9 protein-coding genes are annotated in these 13,503 nt (G+C 70.7%); 3 read left to right on the top strand and 6 right to left on the bottom strand.

Going from position 1 to position 13,503, the window contains the following annotated elements; translation table 11 throughout:
* Position 1 precedes the first annotated feature (1 nt).
* Positions 2-2,101, bottom strand: a complete 2,100-nt coding sequence (locus tag AB0C38_RS17220; RefSeq protein ID WP_360673580.1) for a (Fe-S)-binding protein — start codon at positions 2,099-2,101, stop codon at positions 2-4.
* A gap of 31 nt (positions 2,102-2,132) precedes the next feature.
* A complete protein-coding gene (locus AB0C38_RS17225) occupies positions 2,133-2,552 on the bottom strand; it encodes a hypothetical protein (protein ID WP_360673583.1) in 420 nt (139 codons plus the stop codon).
* A 219-nt stretch (positions 2,553-2,771) separates the two neighbouring features.
* Between AB0C38_RS17225 and AB0C38_RS17230 the strand changes: the two genes are divergently transcribed.
* Positions 2,772-3,434, top strand: coding sequence for a nitroreductase family protein (locus AB0C38_RS17230; RefSeq protein ID WP_360673585.1), 663 nt, complete (start codon positions 2,772-2,774; stop codon positions 3,432-3,434).
* 4 nt (positions 3,435-3,438) lie between these two features.
* Here the strand turns inward: AB0C38_RS17230 and AB0C38_RS17235 are convergent, their stop codons facing one another.
* The 3 genes from AB0C38_RS17235 to AB0C38_RS17245 all read right to left on the bottom strand — a co-directional run bounded on the left by AB0C38_RS17235 (position 3,439) and on the right by AB0C38_RS17245 (position 8,143).
* Positions 3,439-5,541 carry an EAL domain-containing protein gene (locus AB0C38_RS17235; protein ID WP_360673588.1) on the bottom strand — a complete coding sequence of 701 codons (2,103 nt, stop codon included), beginning with the start codon at positions 5,539-5,541 and terminating at the stop codon, positions 3,439-3,441.
* 88 nt (positions 5,542-5,629) lie between these two features.
* Positions 5,630-6,721, bottom strand: a complete 1,092-nt coding sequence (locus AB0C38_RS17240) for an alpha/beta fold hydrolase (protein ID WP_360673591.1) — start codon at positions 6,719-6,721, stop codon at positions 5,630-5,632.
* Between the two features lie 90 nt (positions 6,722-6,811).
* The gene (locus AB0C38_RS17245) at positions 6,812-8,143 is read right to left on the bottom strand and encodes a cytochrome P450 (RefSeq protein ID WP_360673594.1); all 1,332 of its coding nucleotides are present in this window, start codon (positions 8,141-8,143) and stop codon (positions 6,812-6,814) included.
* A 123-nt stretch (positions 8,144-8,266) separates the two neighbouring features.
* On the opposite strand from AB0C38_RS17245, the gene AB0C38_RS17250 reads away from it, so the two are divergent.
* Positions 8,267-9,082: an SAM-dependent methyltransferase gene (locus tag AB0C38_RS17250; protein WP_360673597.1), complete on the top strand. Its 816-nt coding sequence runs from the start codon at positions 8,267-8,269 to the stop codon at positions 9,080-9,082.
* Here AB0C38_RS17250 and AB0C38_RS17255 read toward each other — a convergent pair whose 3' ends face one another.
* Positions 9,083-12,010: a glycoside hydrolase family 3 C-terminal domain-containing protein gene (locus tag AB0C38_RS17255; RefSeq protein ID WP_360673600.1), complete on the bottom strand. Its 2,928-nt coding sequence runs from the start codon at positions 12,008-12,010 to the stop codon at positions 9,083-9,085.
* A gap of 349 nt (positions 12,011-12,359) precedes the next feature.
* Between AB0C38_RS17255 and AB0C38_RS17260 the strand changes: the two genes are divergently transcribed.
* The gene (locus AB0C38_RS17260; RefSeq protein WP_360673603.1) at positions 12,360-13,367 is read left to right on the top strand and encodes a LacI family DNA-binding transcriptional regulator; all 1,008 of its coding nucleotides are present in this window, start codon (positions 12,360-12,362) and stop codon (positions 13,365-13,367) included.
* Positions 13,368-13,503: the final 136 nt, after the last annotated feature.

The raw sequence follows: 13,503 nt of genomic DNA on the forward strand, positions 1-13,503 counted from the left end.
GTCAGGGCTTGGGTGCCGCCTCCGGCGCCTTCACCCGTTCCAGCAGCAGCTGGGCGACGTCACGGACGTCGACGTTCTCCGCCTTCTGCTCGCTCTGCCGCTGGACCAGGCCGTCCGTCAGCATCACCCGGCAGAACGGGCAGCCGGTCACGATCGTCTCCGCGTCGGTCGCGATCGCTTCGTCCACGCGCTCCAGGTTGATGCGCTTGCCGATCTGCTCTTCCATCCACATGCGCGCACCGCCCGCGCCGCAGCACAGCGCCCGGTCCGCGTGGCGGGGCATCTCCTCGAGCGTCGCGCCCGTCGCGCCCACCAGCTCGCGCGGCGGGGTGTAGACCTTGTTGTGGCGCCCGAGGTAGCACGGGTCGTGGTAGGTGACCTTGGGGCCGTCCTCGACCGGCTTGACCGGCGTCAGCTGCCCGCCGCGCACCAGGCGGTTGAGCAGCTGCGTGTGGTGCACGACCTCGTAGTGCCCGTCCAGGTCCGGGTACTCGCGGCCCAGCGTGTTGAGGCAGTGCGGGCACGTCGTGACGATCTTGCGCAGCCGCGGCTCGCGGCCCTCGAACACGGCGTTGAGCGTCTCCGCCGTCTGCTGCGCCATCATCTGGAAGAGGAACTCGTTGCCCGCGCGCCGCGCCGGGTCGCCGGTGCACGACTCTTCCTTGCCCAGCACGACGTACTTGACGCCGGCGATGTGCAGCAGCTCGGCCGTGGCGCGAACCGTCTTGCGCGCCTGGTCGTCGAACGCGCCCGCGCAGCCGACCCAGTAGACGTACTCGACGTCCTCGGCCAGCTCGCCGTCGAACACCGGGACGTCGAACGGGAGGTCTTTCGTCCAGGCCAGGCGTTCGGAGTTGTTCTGGCCCCAGGGGTTGCCCTTGGTCTCCAGGTTCTTGAACAGCCCGCCCAGCTCGGTCGGGAACGCCGACTCGATCATCACCTGGTAGCGGCGCATGTCGACGATGTGGTCGACGTGCTCGATGTCCACCGGGCACTGCTCGACGCACGCCCCGCAGGTGGTGCACGACCAGAGCACCTCCGGGTCGATGACGCCGTTTTCGGCCTCCGTCCCGACGAGCGGGCGCGCCTCCTCGTGCTCGGTGCCCGCGAGGATGTAGGGCGCCTCCTCGAACAGGTTGTCGCGCAGGCTCATGATGAGCAGCTTGGGCGACAACGGCTTCCCGGTGTTCCACGCCGGGCACTGCGACTGGCAGCGGCCGCACTCGGTGCACGTCGAGAAGTCGAGCATGCCCTTCCACGTGAAGTCGCCGATCTTGCCGCGGCCGAACGTGTCGTCCTCGCCCGGGTCCTCGAAGTCGATCGGCTTGCCGGCGGACTCCATCGGCAGCAGCGGGCCGAGCCCGTCCGGCAGCCGCTTCGCCGAGACGTTGATCGGCGCGACGAAGATGTGCAGGTGCTTGGAGTAGAGCACGATCGACAGGAACACCAGCATGACGCCGATGTGCAACAGCAGGCCGACCGTCTCGAGCACCTCGGTCGCCGAGTGCCCGAGCGGCTCGAGGAGGTTCCCGACCCCGAGCGAGACGTACGCGCCCGAGTCGTACGGGAAGTTGCCGGACGCCGAAGACGCGCCGCGGAAGAAGAACATCGTCCAGACGACGTTGAAGATCATGACCAGGATCAGCCACGCGCCCCCGGTGTGCGAGCCGTAGAAGCGCGACGCCCGGTCCTTGCGCTCGGGCGACTGCCGGATCCGGATCACCGCGAACACGCCCAGCGAGACGGCCACCATGACGGCGATGAAGTCCTGCAGGAAGCCGAGCACCGCCCAGTGGCCGATCCACGGGATGGCGAACCGCTCGTCGAACAGCGCGCCGTACGCCTCGAGGTACACCGAAGCGAGGATCACGAAGCCCCAGAACGTGAAGAAGTGCGCCAGGCCGGACACCGACCACTTCAGGAGCTTGCGCTGACCGAACACCTCGCGCACCTGCGCGAAGACGCGGGCACCGAGGTTGTCCGACCGCTTGGCGTCGGGCTGGCCGGCCTTGATCAGCCGGTACAGGAAGGCCACCCGCTTCCCGGCGACGGCGAGGCCGACGACGGTCATGAGCAGGCCGAGGATGAGACGAACGAGCACGAGTCCTCCGGTCGTACTTTGAAGGAACGGCTCAGTGCGAGCCGGTGTAGTAGCGGCACGCCTTGCACGCGTACCGCATCTTCGCGACCCGCCAGTGTTTCCGGTACAGATCGAGGTCGGGCGACCGGCGGACGCCGAGGCGCTGGTAGCGCCCCGGACGGCGGCGGCCGGTTTCGTACTGCTCGGTCGCCCGGCCGAGGTGGGCGCGCCGCAGCACGCACCCCCGCGTCCCGCAGCGGCCGAGCGCGCCGCGGCAGAACCGGTGCAGCAGCACCAGTTCCCCGGTGACTTCTTCGACCACGCCGTAGCCGGGGTGGTCGCCCGGCCCGGTGAGCCGGACGGGCAGGCCGCAGTACCCGCACTTGAGGGTGCAGGAGAGGCAGCCGGCGATGTGCCTGAGCCGCAGTTCGCGCCGGTCTTCGGAGCCGGGTCCTCGGACGCGCGACGCCATGGGGCCTCCTCCGACGACTGTGATCGGCACCACTGACTACTGGAGGGTAATGAGGAGGTCACTTCACGCGACAGGACCGGATGGTCTAGTTACCTTGCGCCGTTCGGCGTAAAATTCGAGGTAAGGATGACCTTACTGTCCGTATACCGGACGTGGCCGTTCCGAGGATCGTACGTTCGGCCCTGCTGGAGCAGTGGTGTCCCCCGCCACAATCCGGTCATGACCTATCGCCCCGTCCCGTACCGGCCGGCCCGCGTGCCCGCCACCGAAGCCGTCGCCGAGGTCGCCGCCCTGCGGGAGCGGATGGAGGCGCGGCGCTCGGTCCGGATGTTCTCCCCCGACCCGGTCCCCGAGCGCGCGGTGCTCGACGCCATCGCGGTGGCCTCGACGGCTCCCAGCGGCGCGCACCAGCAGCCGTGGACGTTCGTCCTCGTCACCGATCCCGCGGTGCGCCGGACGATCCGTGAAGCCGCCGAGGCGGAGGAGCGGATCTCCTACGACGGCCGGCTCGGCGACGAGTGGCTCGACGCGCTGCGGCCCCTGGGCACGGACGCGGTGAAGCCCCACCTGACCGACGCGCCGTACCTGATCATCGTGTTCCAGCAACGGTTCGCGCTCGACGAAGACGGCGGCGTCCACAAGCACTACTACGTCGACGAGTCGGTCGGCATCGCGGTCGGCATGCTGCTGACGGCGTTGCAGGTGGCGGGCTTGGCGGCGTTGACGCACACGCCGTCCCCGATGCGGTTCCTGGGCGAGCTGCTCGGCCGGCCCCGCAACGAACGGGCGTTCGCGGTGATCCCGGTCGGCTACCCCGCCGACGACTGCGTGGTGCCGGACCTGCGGCGCAAGTCCCTCGACGAGGTGCTGGTGCGGATCTGAACGCTCACCAGGCGGGCAGGCCGCCCGGCACCCCGGTGAACAGCGGCCCCGACAGCCGGTCCGCGCCCCGGTCGCGCCACCAGTCACGCTGGTCCGCGCGCTCGATCCCGGTCACGGCGACCTCCGCGCCGGCCAGGTGGGCCGATTCGACGAGCGCCGTCAGCGAGCGGTCCACCAGCGGGTGGTCCCGGCGCGCCACGAGGTGGGCCGCCAAGCGGACCGCGCGCGCCGGGAACTCGGTGAGGCAGGTGACGTCGCCGAAGTCGTGGACCTCCGCGCTCACGCCGATTTCGGCCAGCACCTTCAGGTTGTCGGCCGCGTCGCCGGAGTCCGCGAGCAGCGTCGCCGACGGGAAGCCGGGCCGCAGGCTGCCGGGCGCCAGGCCGGTCGACTCCAGCACGCCGCGGATCTCGCCGACCAGCTCCGGGTCGGTGGCCTGGTGCGCCGTCAGCTCGACGGTCAGCGGCACGGCGAGGTCGGCGGCCGTGACCCGCTCGACGGCCGTGCGCAGCAGCCACGTACCCAGCGGCAGCGCCAGCCCCGTCTCCCCCGCCAGCCGCACGCACGTCTCGTGGGACAGCACGCCTTCGGTGGGGTGGTTCCAGCGCAGCCTCGCCTCGACGCCCCGGACCGTGCCGTCCGCCGCGGCCACCAGCGGCCGGTAGCCGACCTCGATCTCGCCGTTCTCCCAGGCACCCGCCATCGCCGCGGCGAGGCCGAACTCGTGGCGGTCTCGGCGGTCCAGCTCGCGGTCGAACAGACCCCACTGGGCCCCGGCCCGCTGCACGCGGCGCAGCGTCAGGTCCGACGCGCGCAGCAGCTCGGCCGGCGTGATGTCGCGCGGCGGCCGGTGGACCACCCCGATGCTGGCCGACACCGCGACCCCGCGGTCGCCGTCCACGTAGTCCGGCTCCGCCAGCTCGTGGGTGATCCGGCGGACGAGCGTCAGGACGCCCGGGGTGTCCGCGGTGTTCTGCACCAGCACGCCGAACTCGTCGCCGCCCAGGCGCGCCACGAGCGCCTTCTCGCCTTCGAACACGATCTTCAGCTTCGCGGCGACCCCGCGCAGCACCCGGTCGCCGAGCTCCTGGCCGAGCCCGCCGGTGATCTGCGAGAAGCCGTCGAGGTCGAGGTGGAAGAGCGTGACGCCGCGCGAGGCGTCGGCGTCACGCAGCAGGTTCTCCAGGCGGGTGCTGAAGAACTGCCGGTTCGGCAGCGCGGTGAGCACGTCGTGCAGGGCCTGGTGGGACAGGCGCCGCTGCAGCAGCGACACCTCGGTGTCGTCGTCGACGATCGTGATCAGCTGCCGGGGCGCGCCGACCGCGTCGCGGATCACCGACGCGGCGAAGGTGGCCCACATCGGCTCGCCGTCCCGGCCGACCAGCCGGCGTCCGACGCGCAGCCGGTGCAGCCGGCCGGCCACCAGCTCGCCGTAGGCCTCCCGCAGCTGCTCGACCTCCTCCGGGTGAACCAGGTCGAAGAGGGTCATCGCGGCGATCTCGGCCGGCGTGCGGTTGAGCGTCTTCGCGAGCGCCGCGTTGGCGCGCAGCACCCGGCCGTCCAGCTCGGTGAGCGCGACGCCGCTGGCCGAGCCGGCGAACACCTCTTCGAACTGCGCGCGGGTGATGACCTGCTTCTGCCGCGTCTCCTGCTCGACCTTCAGCAGGGCCCGGCTCAGGCCTTCCTGGCGCTTCTGGATGTCTTCGCGCAACGTCTCGCCGTAGCCCGAGCTCAGCGCGCCGAGCACCAGCACGACCCGCTCGGCCAGCCCGTCGACCCGGCGCAGCTCCGGCTCGCGCAGCAGGGCCTTGCCGAGCACCTCCAGGCTGCGGCGCAGGCTGTCCGCGCCGACGCAGCGCAGCTCGACGAGCCGGGCCCCCGCGGCCGCGGCCTCGTCCAGCTCCGGCGGGTCGCTCACGACGGCTTCGAACAGCCGGCCGACGAGCACCGCCAGCTCGCGCTCGATCTCTTCGGGCGTGTGCGGCAGGTACGCGGTGGTGCTGATCAGGTAGCCCCACTTGCGCGCGAGCGTGCCGAGCCGTCTCGCCGCGCGTTCGGCGGACGGCGTCTTCCGCGGGTCGTCACCGCGGGGATGGGGAGCAGTCACCTCAGCCTGTCCTGGGGTCCGGTCAACACTCCGGTCGGGTAGCCGATATATCTTGGCGCGGAATTGCGTCCGGTGCACGAAACAGCATTCATCCAATCGAGTGATAACCCTGCGGAGCGATCGCCAGGCGATCCCGCAGCCACGACCGGGTGGCGTCGCGGTAGTCCGCCGCGTTTTCGTGCAACGCAACAGAATGACCGGCACCCGGCAGGACGTACATCGACAGTTTCGACGGATCGGCGTAGTACGGCGCTTCCTGGGCGCGCAACGCCCGGGCGCTCGAACAGTCACGCAGCGCAAGCAGGCCGCAGAAAAGAACGTCCTTTTCCCCCACCACCTGGAAAACCGGTGCGGTAATTCCCTTCGTCGCCGGCAACACGATCCCGAACAGCGCGACCGTGCCCATCCCGGGCACCGAAACCTGGTCCTTGGTCGCCTCGTCGGCGGCGATCACGGCCGGGTCGGCATCGCCCGCCGCGTAGAACAGCCCGGCCCGCGCGCCCGGCCTCGTCGTGAAGTACAGCGGGTCGCTGCCCAGGCGGCCGAGCTGCCCGTCGAGCAACGCGGGCTGCAGGCCCAGGGCCGCGCCGAGCGCCAGCACCGGCAGCGCGGGCAGGTGCGTGATGCCGGTGAGGACCACGCCGTCGACGTCGTGGTAGGTCGACGCCTCCACGGCGACGACCCCGGACCCGACCGAGTGCCCGACGATGACGACCTTCGCGAACCGCACGCCGCCGACGTGCCCGGCGCGCAGGTGCCCGACCACCTCGTGGGTCGACTCGGCGGCCGCCCAGACCGTCAGCGGCAGGCTCAGCGGGCGGCTGCTGCGCCCGGCGCCCAGCTGGTCGGCGGCGAAGGTCGCGTAGCCGTGTGCGGCCATGTCGCGCTGGTAGGAGTAGCGCTCCGGCTGGTACGGCAGGTCCCAGTACGCGCTGTTGTACGTCCCGCCGTGCACGAGCAGCTGGACGGTGTCCGGCGCCTCCCCGGCGGGCAGGCACAGCCGGCCGTGCATCGTCGCCGGTGCGCCCGGCACCAGCGGCGGCAGGCCCGGGCCGCTGACCGGCAGCTCCGTGTCGGTGCAGGAGATCGCGGCGGCCTCGGCGGGCATCGCGGCGGTCAACGAGGCGAGCAGGACTCCGCAGGCGAACAACGCCGACGTCACCTTGACCGGCAGTTTCAAGCCGCCATCCCTTTCATCGGACACAGCGTTCTGGACTCGGACAGGTGAAGGAACTCGGGAACACTACACCCGGTAGCCGAACGGGCACCGTCAGGTCTGCCGCGGCACCACGGTCATCGGCAGCCGGTTCGGCTGCATGGTGGCCTTGAGCTGCGCCCGGACCTTCTTGCCCGGCACCGGAACCAGCCGCCACCGCGCCCCGATCGTGGCGGCGATGATGCCGATCTCCGTCGGCGCGAAGACGTGCCCCGGGCACAACCGCGCGCCGGCGCCGAAGGGGATGTACGCGCCCTTCGGCAGCTCCGCGGTGTGGCCGGGCGTCCAGCGGTCCGGGTCGAAGCGCTCCGGCTCGGGGAACCAGCGCGGATCCCGGTGCAGGGTGTGCTGGCTGACCGCGACCTCGGTGCCGGCCCGGATGGTGACGCCGCCGAGCTCGACGTCTTCGCGGGCGCGGCGCATGAGGATCAGCGGCGGGGTGCGGCGGACGATCTCGTTGACGATCTGGTGCGTGTAGACCAGGTCCGGCAGGTCTTCGAAGCGCGCGGGCCGGCCGCCGAGGACCTCGTCGACCTCGGCGTGGAACCGGCGTTCGACCTCCGGGTGCTGCCCGAGCTCGTGGAAGAACCAGGCCAGCGCGACGGCGGTGGTCTCGGCGCCGGTGGTGAGGATCGTGATGACCTCGTCGTGCACCTGCCGGTCGGACATGCCCTCGCCGGTGTCCTCGTCGCGGGCCATGAGCAGCATCGACAGCAGGTCGCCGTGGTCGGCTCCCTGTTCCCGCGCGGCGACGACGGTTTCGCCGATGACGTCGCGCAGGCGAGCAGCTGCGGCGTCGAACTTCCGGTTCGCCGGGATCGGCAGTTTCTCCACGAATTTCGGAGAGAAAGCTCGAATCAGTACGTATTTCAGCATGATCGGGATCGAGCGCTGGATTTCCGCCAGTGCGTCGTCGCCGAGCGCGGTGGAAAAAAGCGTCTGCCCGGCGATGGTCAGGACGAGGTCCTGCATCCGCCGGTCGAGCTGGACGACTTCGCCCGGCTGCCACGAGCCCGCCAGCTCGTCGGCCAGCTTCGTCATCGTGGTCTCGGCGTACCCCGCGATCCGCGTCCGGCCGAAGGCGGGCATCACCAGGCGGCGCTGGCGGCGGTTGAGCTCGCCGTTCGAGGTGGCGAGCCCGTCGCCGAAGAGCGGGCGCATCTTGTCGAAGACCAAGCCCTTGTCGAACTTGTCGGCGTCGGTGGCCAGCACCTGCCAGGACAGTTCCGGGGTCGTGACCACGTGCACCGGCAGCGGACCGAGGCGGAGTTCGACGACATCTCCGTGCGACGGCAGGGAAGTGAAGAGCTTCAGCGGGTCGCGCAGCAGGGGCACCGTGTGCCCGAGCACGGGCCACCGGCCGGGAACGGGACGCGCGTCCGTCATGTCTCGTCTCCTCGCGACCGGGACACCTTAGCGACGCGGCAGGCACCGCGAACGCGGGTCCACACGAACGGATGAGGCGCTAGACTCCGGCCCTTCGAGATTCCGCGAGGGGTGGAGGCCACGGTGACCGGAGAGCTCAGCTGGGTACCGCCGGAGATCGACACCACGGTGCCGAACCCGGCGCGGGTGTACGACTTCTGGCTCGACGGCGACCACAACTTCGCCGCCGACCGCGCGCTCGGGGAGCAGATCCTCAAGATCATGCCGGGCGTCCGCGACGCGGCCCGCCTCAACCGCGCGTTCCTGCGCCGCGCGGCGAAGTTCATGGTCGACTCCGGCATCCGGCAGTTCCTCGACATCGGCTCCGGCATCCCGACCGTGGGGAACCTGCACGAGATCGTCCAGCAGGCCGACCCGTCGTGCCGCGTGGTGTACGTCGACCGTGAGTCGGTGGCCGTGGCGCACAGCGAGCTGCTCTTGCAGGACAACGAGAACTGCCTGGTGCTGCAGGCCGACCTGCGCGACGTCAACGACATCTTCGACGGCGCCGGCAAGCTGCTGGACCTGGACCAGCCGATCGGCGTGTTCATGTTGCTGCTGCTGCACTTCGTACCGGACGCGTGGGACCCGGCGAACATCCTGACCCACTACCGCGAGCGGCTGGCCCCGGGCAGCTTCCTGGCCGTCACGCACGTCGCGGCCGACTCCGACGCGGGACGGCTCGACGAAGCGGTCGAGGTGTACAAGAGCAACCAGGACCAGCAGAACCAGCCGGTCCCCCGCACGCACGACGAGGTGCTCGCCTTCTTCGACGGCTTCGAGATGGTGGAGCCGGGCGTGGTCGGCTGCGCGATGTGGAAGCCGGAGGGCGCCGGCGACATGTCCGACGACCCGGCGATCAACGCGCTGCCGTACGCCGGGGTGGGCCGCAAACCCTAGTCACCGCAGGGAGAACGTCGCCAGGTTCACCGGCCCGTCGAAGGTCAGGTACACGTCGTGGCGGCCGGTCGCCTTCGCCAGCGCCGCCGCCACGGTCGTATACGCGTACCGGTCCCCCGTGGACGGCACCGCCGCCGTGCCCAGGATCCGGCCGCTCGGCGAGTCCAAGTGGACAGTCACGTGCGCTGACTCCACTGTGGACACCGAAGCCGAAAGCCGGGCAGGGCCGGAAAGAGCGACGTCACGATAGGCCAGCCAGCTCCCGGCCACGGCAGCAACCGACGTGCCCGACGTCTTCGCAGTGTCCGTCAACGTCGTCCCGGAATAGTCGTCGAAGTTCTGCGCCTGCGTAGGACGGCTCAGGTCGCGCGGCGCGGGCCACTCCCCCGGCACGAAGACCGGGCGTGCCGCGGACAGGTCGGAAGCGTTGCGGCCCACCGAGAATGCGTGGACCCCGGCAGCCACCACCGGCCGCTCGCGCGAGACGTCCCACGAGGCCAGGTCCGCCACCGGCACCTCGAACCGGACCGTCCGCGTCTCGTGCGGCTTCAGCGTCACGCGGGAGAAGTCCCGCAGCCGCTGCACGCCGGACTCCTTCGAGTACAGCTGGACGACGTCGGTGCCGTCGCGCGCGCCGGTGTTCGTCACCTCGACGCTGACCCGCACCGCCGAGCCGGCGAGCGAAGCCCGCACCGCCCCATACCGGAAAGAGGTGTAGCTGAGCCCGTAACCGAACGGGTACAACGGCTTCCCGCGGTAGTACTGGTACGTCATCCCGGTCTTCGCGATGTCGTAGTCCAGGATGCTCGGCAGCCCCGCGTCGGAGGCGTACCAGGTCTGCGTGAGCCGCCCGCTCGGGTCGTGGTCGCCGAACAGGACGTCGGCGACCGCGTGCCCGGTCTCCTGCCCCGCGTGGCTCGTCCACACGATCCCCGGCACGGACAGCGTGTCCCAGCCGGTCGTCGGGTAGCTGTTCTCCACCACGACCACGGTGTGCGGGTTGGCCTTCTGCACGGCTTCGATCAACGCGCGCTGCGCCGGCGCCAGCTCGGTGCTCGTCCGGTCGTTCGCTTCGCGGCCGTTGATGAACGGCATGCTGCCGACCACGACGACCGCCGTGTCCGCACCTCGCGCCGCGTCGACCGCCGAGGAGATCCCACTGGTGAGCACCTCGCGGCCGAACTTCGTCGCGTGGGCCGCGTCGGGGGCGGAGATCGTGAGGACCCCGTCGGCGCCGACGACGGCGTAGCGGTTCGGGCCGAACCACGGCTCGGTGACCTCGTTGCCCGCGTACTCGAGCACGTAGCTGCCGTCCGGCTGCGGGTCGAGCTTGAGCTGCTGCTGCACGAACCAGCCGGTCGGCTGTTCGACGTCGTTGACCAGCGCACCACCGGAATAGCTGAAGTACCGGCCGTTCGCCGCGGCGCGCAGGGTGTTCTTGCCCGCGCCCCAGTCGAAGACGTCGAAGGACTCCGCGGTGCCCGCGACGGTCCCGCCCGCCGTCACCTTGCCGGGTGTGGCGGGCGCCGTCAGGTACCGGCCGGTGCCGAGGTCTTTCAGCGCGATGCGGTCGACGCCTTCGGACGACGCGACCGTGCCCGAGCTACCCAAGCGTTCCGTGATGCCCTGCACCGGCGTGACGCGGTACGGCATCGAGCCGCTGTACCAGTCCTCGTAGAGCGTGTCCGACAGCGGACCGACGACGGCGACGCGCCGGTTCTTCGCCGCGTCCAAGGGAAGCGCGTTCGCGTTGTTGCGCAGCAGGACGACCTGCTCGTCGGCCACTTTGCGGGCCAGCGCGCGGTGCTCGGGCGAGTCGATCACGGCCGGGGTGATCTTCGCGTAGGGGTTGCGGCCCGGCGGGTCGAACTCGCCGAGCCGGAAGCGCAGTGACAGCAGGTGGCGGTCGGCCTGCTCGACGTCGGCCATGGTCAGCAACCCGCGCGTAAGCGCTTCCTTGACGGCCTCGACGGTGATCGAACCGTTCGTGTCGTTGTCGGTGAAGCTGTCGAGCCCGGCTTTGATGGCCGCCGCGTCCGCTTCCGCCTTGGTGGCGTAGTACTTCTCCGAGTTGACCAGGTTGGACGGGGCGCCGGCGTCGCTGACGACGGCGATGTCCTGCGGCGCCCACTTGCGCAGCAGGCCGCCGAGGTCGGGGCTCACCGTGTTCGGCCGCCCGTTGACCAGGTTGTACGACGGCATGACGCCGTTGGCCGCGCCGGCCTGCAGCGGGATCTTGAACGCCTGCTCGTCGTAGTCGTGCAGGATCTTCGGCGGTACGGAGGCGTTGCTGGTGTCGCGGCTGACCTCGTTGTTGTAGGCGAGGTAGTGCTTCAGTGTCGGGGCGGCCTGCAGGTAGCGCGGGTCGTCGCCCTGGATGCCGCGGCCGTACGCCGTCGCGAGCTCACCCGTGAGGTACGGGTCCTCGGAGTAGCCCTCCTCGTTGCGGCCCCACCGGGGGTCGCGCAGCAGGTTGACGACCGGCGCCCACAGGTTGAGGCCCCACAGCGTCGGGTTGCGCGCGTTGAAGCCACGCGCCTCCTGCCCGACGGCCGTGCCGACCTGCTTCACCAGCGCCGGGTCCCACGTCGAAGCCAGGCCGATGGCCTGCGGGAACACCGTGCCGTCGGCTTTGACGACGGCACCGTTGTTGTCGTAGTCGGTCGACCAGGCGACGCCGTGCAGCGCTTCGGTCCCGGTCTTGAACATGCCGATGCCCAGGCGCGGGATGGCCGGCTCGTACTGGTGCAGGAGCGAGATCTTCTCGTCGGCCGTCAGCCGGGACAGCAGGTCGTCGATCCGCGTCGCGAGCGGCAGGGCCGGGTCGCGGAACGGCATCGGGGGTGCCGCGAGGGCCGGCGTCGGCGCCAGCAGCAGGGTGGCGGCCACCATCGGGACGAGGGCGCGGCGGAGCGGGGACTGGCGCACGAACGGCCTCCCGGATTCGTCGAATCGTTTCGACAGTGCGGCGCGGAACATTCGCGTCGAAGGTGAGGATGGTGACGACTATTACAGTCGTGTGAGCACGAGGTCAAGACTTCCTGGGAGCGCACCCAGGAAGTCCGGCCGGCTCCGAAAACTGCACTCTGAGCTGCGGGAAGTTCTCCCATCAGGTGCGTTCGACAGTTTCGACACGACCGCTGATCGTCGAATGCGAATCGAATATGTGCCGGCGGCGAATCCCGCTTGTGTTTCGGGCGGGTGTCACTTACCTTCGTGCCATCGTCGATGCGCTTCGACAGCCTTCCGCCCCACCCCCGTCCCCAGGAGGCCGCCCGTGGTCACGATCAACGACGTCGCCACGGCGGCGGGCGTGGCACCCAGCACGGTGTCGTACGTGATCAGCGGCAAGCGCTCGATCTCGCCGAAGACCCGGCGGCTGGTCGAGGAGAGTATCCGCAAGCTCGGTTACCACCCGCACGCCGGGGCCCGCGCGCTCGCGAGCAGCAAGACGAACGTGCTCGCCCTGGTCGTGCCACTGCGCACGGACCTCAACGTCGCCGTGGTGATGGAGTTCGTCGCCTCGGCGGTCACCGCGGCCCGCGCGCACGACCACGACCTGCTGCTGCTCACGAAAGACGAAGGCCCCGCCGCGCTGCAGCGGGTGGCGTCGTCGGCGATCGCCGACGCGCTGATGGTGATGGACGTCGAAGCCGCCGACCCGCGGGTGCCGATGCTCATCGCGCTCGACCTGCCCGTGGTCCTCATCGGCGTGCCCGACCACCCGGCCGGGCTGAGCTGCGTCGACCTGGACTTCACCGCCGCCGGTTCGGCGTGTGTCGCGCACCTGGCCGAGCTCGGCCACCGCTCGGTCGCGCTGATCGGCCCCTCCCCCGCCGTCTACCGGCGCGGCACGAGCTACGCGACGCGGTTCCTGCACGGGTTCGACGCCGCCGCGAAGAGCCATGACGTGCGGGCGACGAACCGGCCGTGCGCCCACTCCTACGAAGCGGTGAGCGCCTGCCTGGACGACCTGCTCGCCGCCGACCCGGACCTGACCGGCCTGGTCGTGCACAACGAGGCCGTCCTGCCCGCGCTGCTGTCGGACCTGCGCCACCGCGGCCTGCGCGTGCCCGAGGACATCTCGGTCGTCGCGGTGTGCCCGGACAGCATGGCCGAGCACCACCCGGTCGCGCTGACCACGGTCGCCATCCCGGCCGAGGAGGTCGGGGCCCAGGCCGTCGAGATGACCATGCGCCGGCTCGCCGGCCACACCACCCCGGAGGTCCGGCTGCTCGGGCCCCGCCTGACCCGGCGCGACAGCACCGCCGCGCCGCGCGCCTGACTCTGCTGTCCATTGCCGATCCGGCCACAGTCACGGCCGAATCGGTCCCGTAGCAACGGTTACTCGCCGCTCCGGGGCCGGCCTACCTCTGGCCGGATCGGCAACAAGGTTCTGCTCCAGCGTCGAAGGAGGATCA

This window comes from Amycolatopsis sp. NPDC048633 (genome assembly GCF_040650695.1).
Lineage (GTDB): Bacteria > Actinomycetota > Actinomycetes > Mycobacteriales > Pseudonocardiaceae > Amycolatopsis.

What these genes read in the sequence shown, in the direction of transcription:
- AB0C38_RS17225 (WP_360673583.1), bottom strand. Translation starts at nt 2,552, where the DNA reads ATGGCGTCGCGCGTCCGAGGACCCGGCTCCGAAGACCGGCGCGAACTG.
- AB0C38_RS17245 (WP_360673594.1), bottom strand. Translation starts at nt 8,143, where the DNA reads ATGACGGACGCGCGTCCCGTTCCCGGCCGGTGGCCCGTGCTCGGGCAC.
- AB0C38_RS17230 (WP_360673585.1), top strand. Translation starts at nt 2,772, where the DNA reads ATGACCTATCGCCCCGTCCCGTACCGGCCGGCCCGCGTGCCCGCCACC.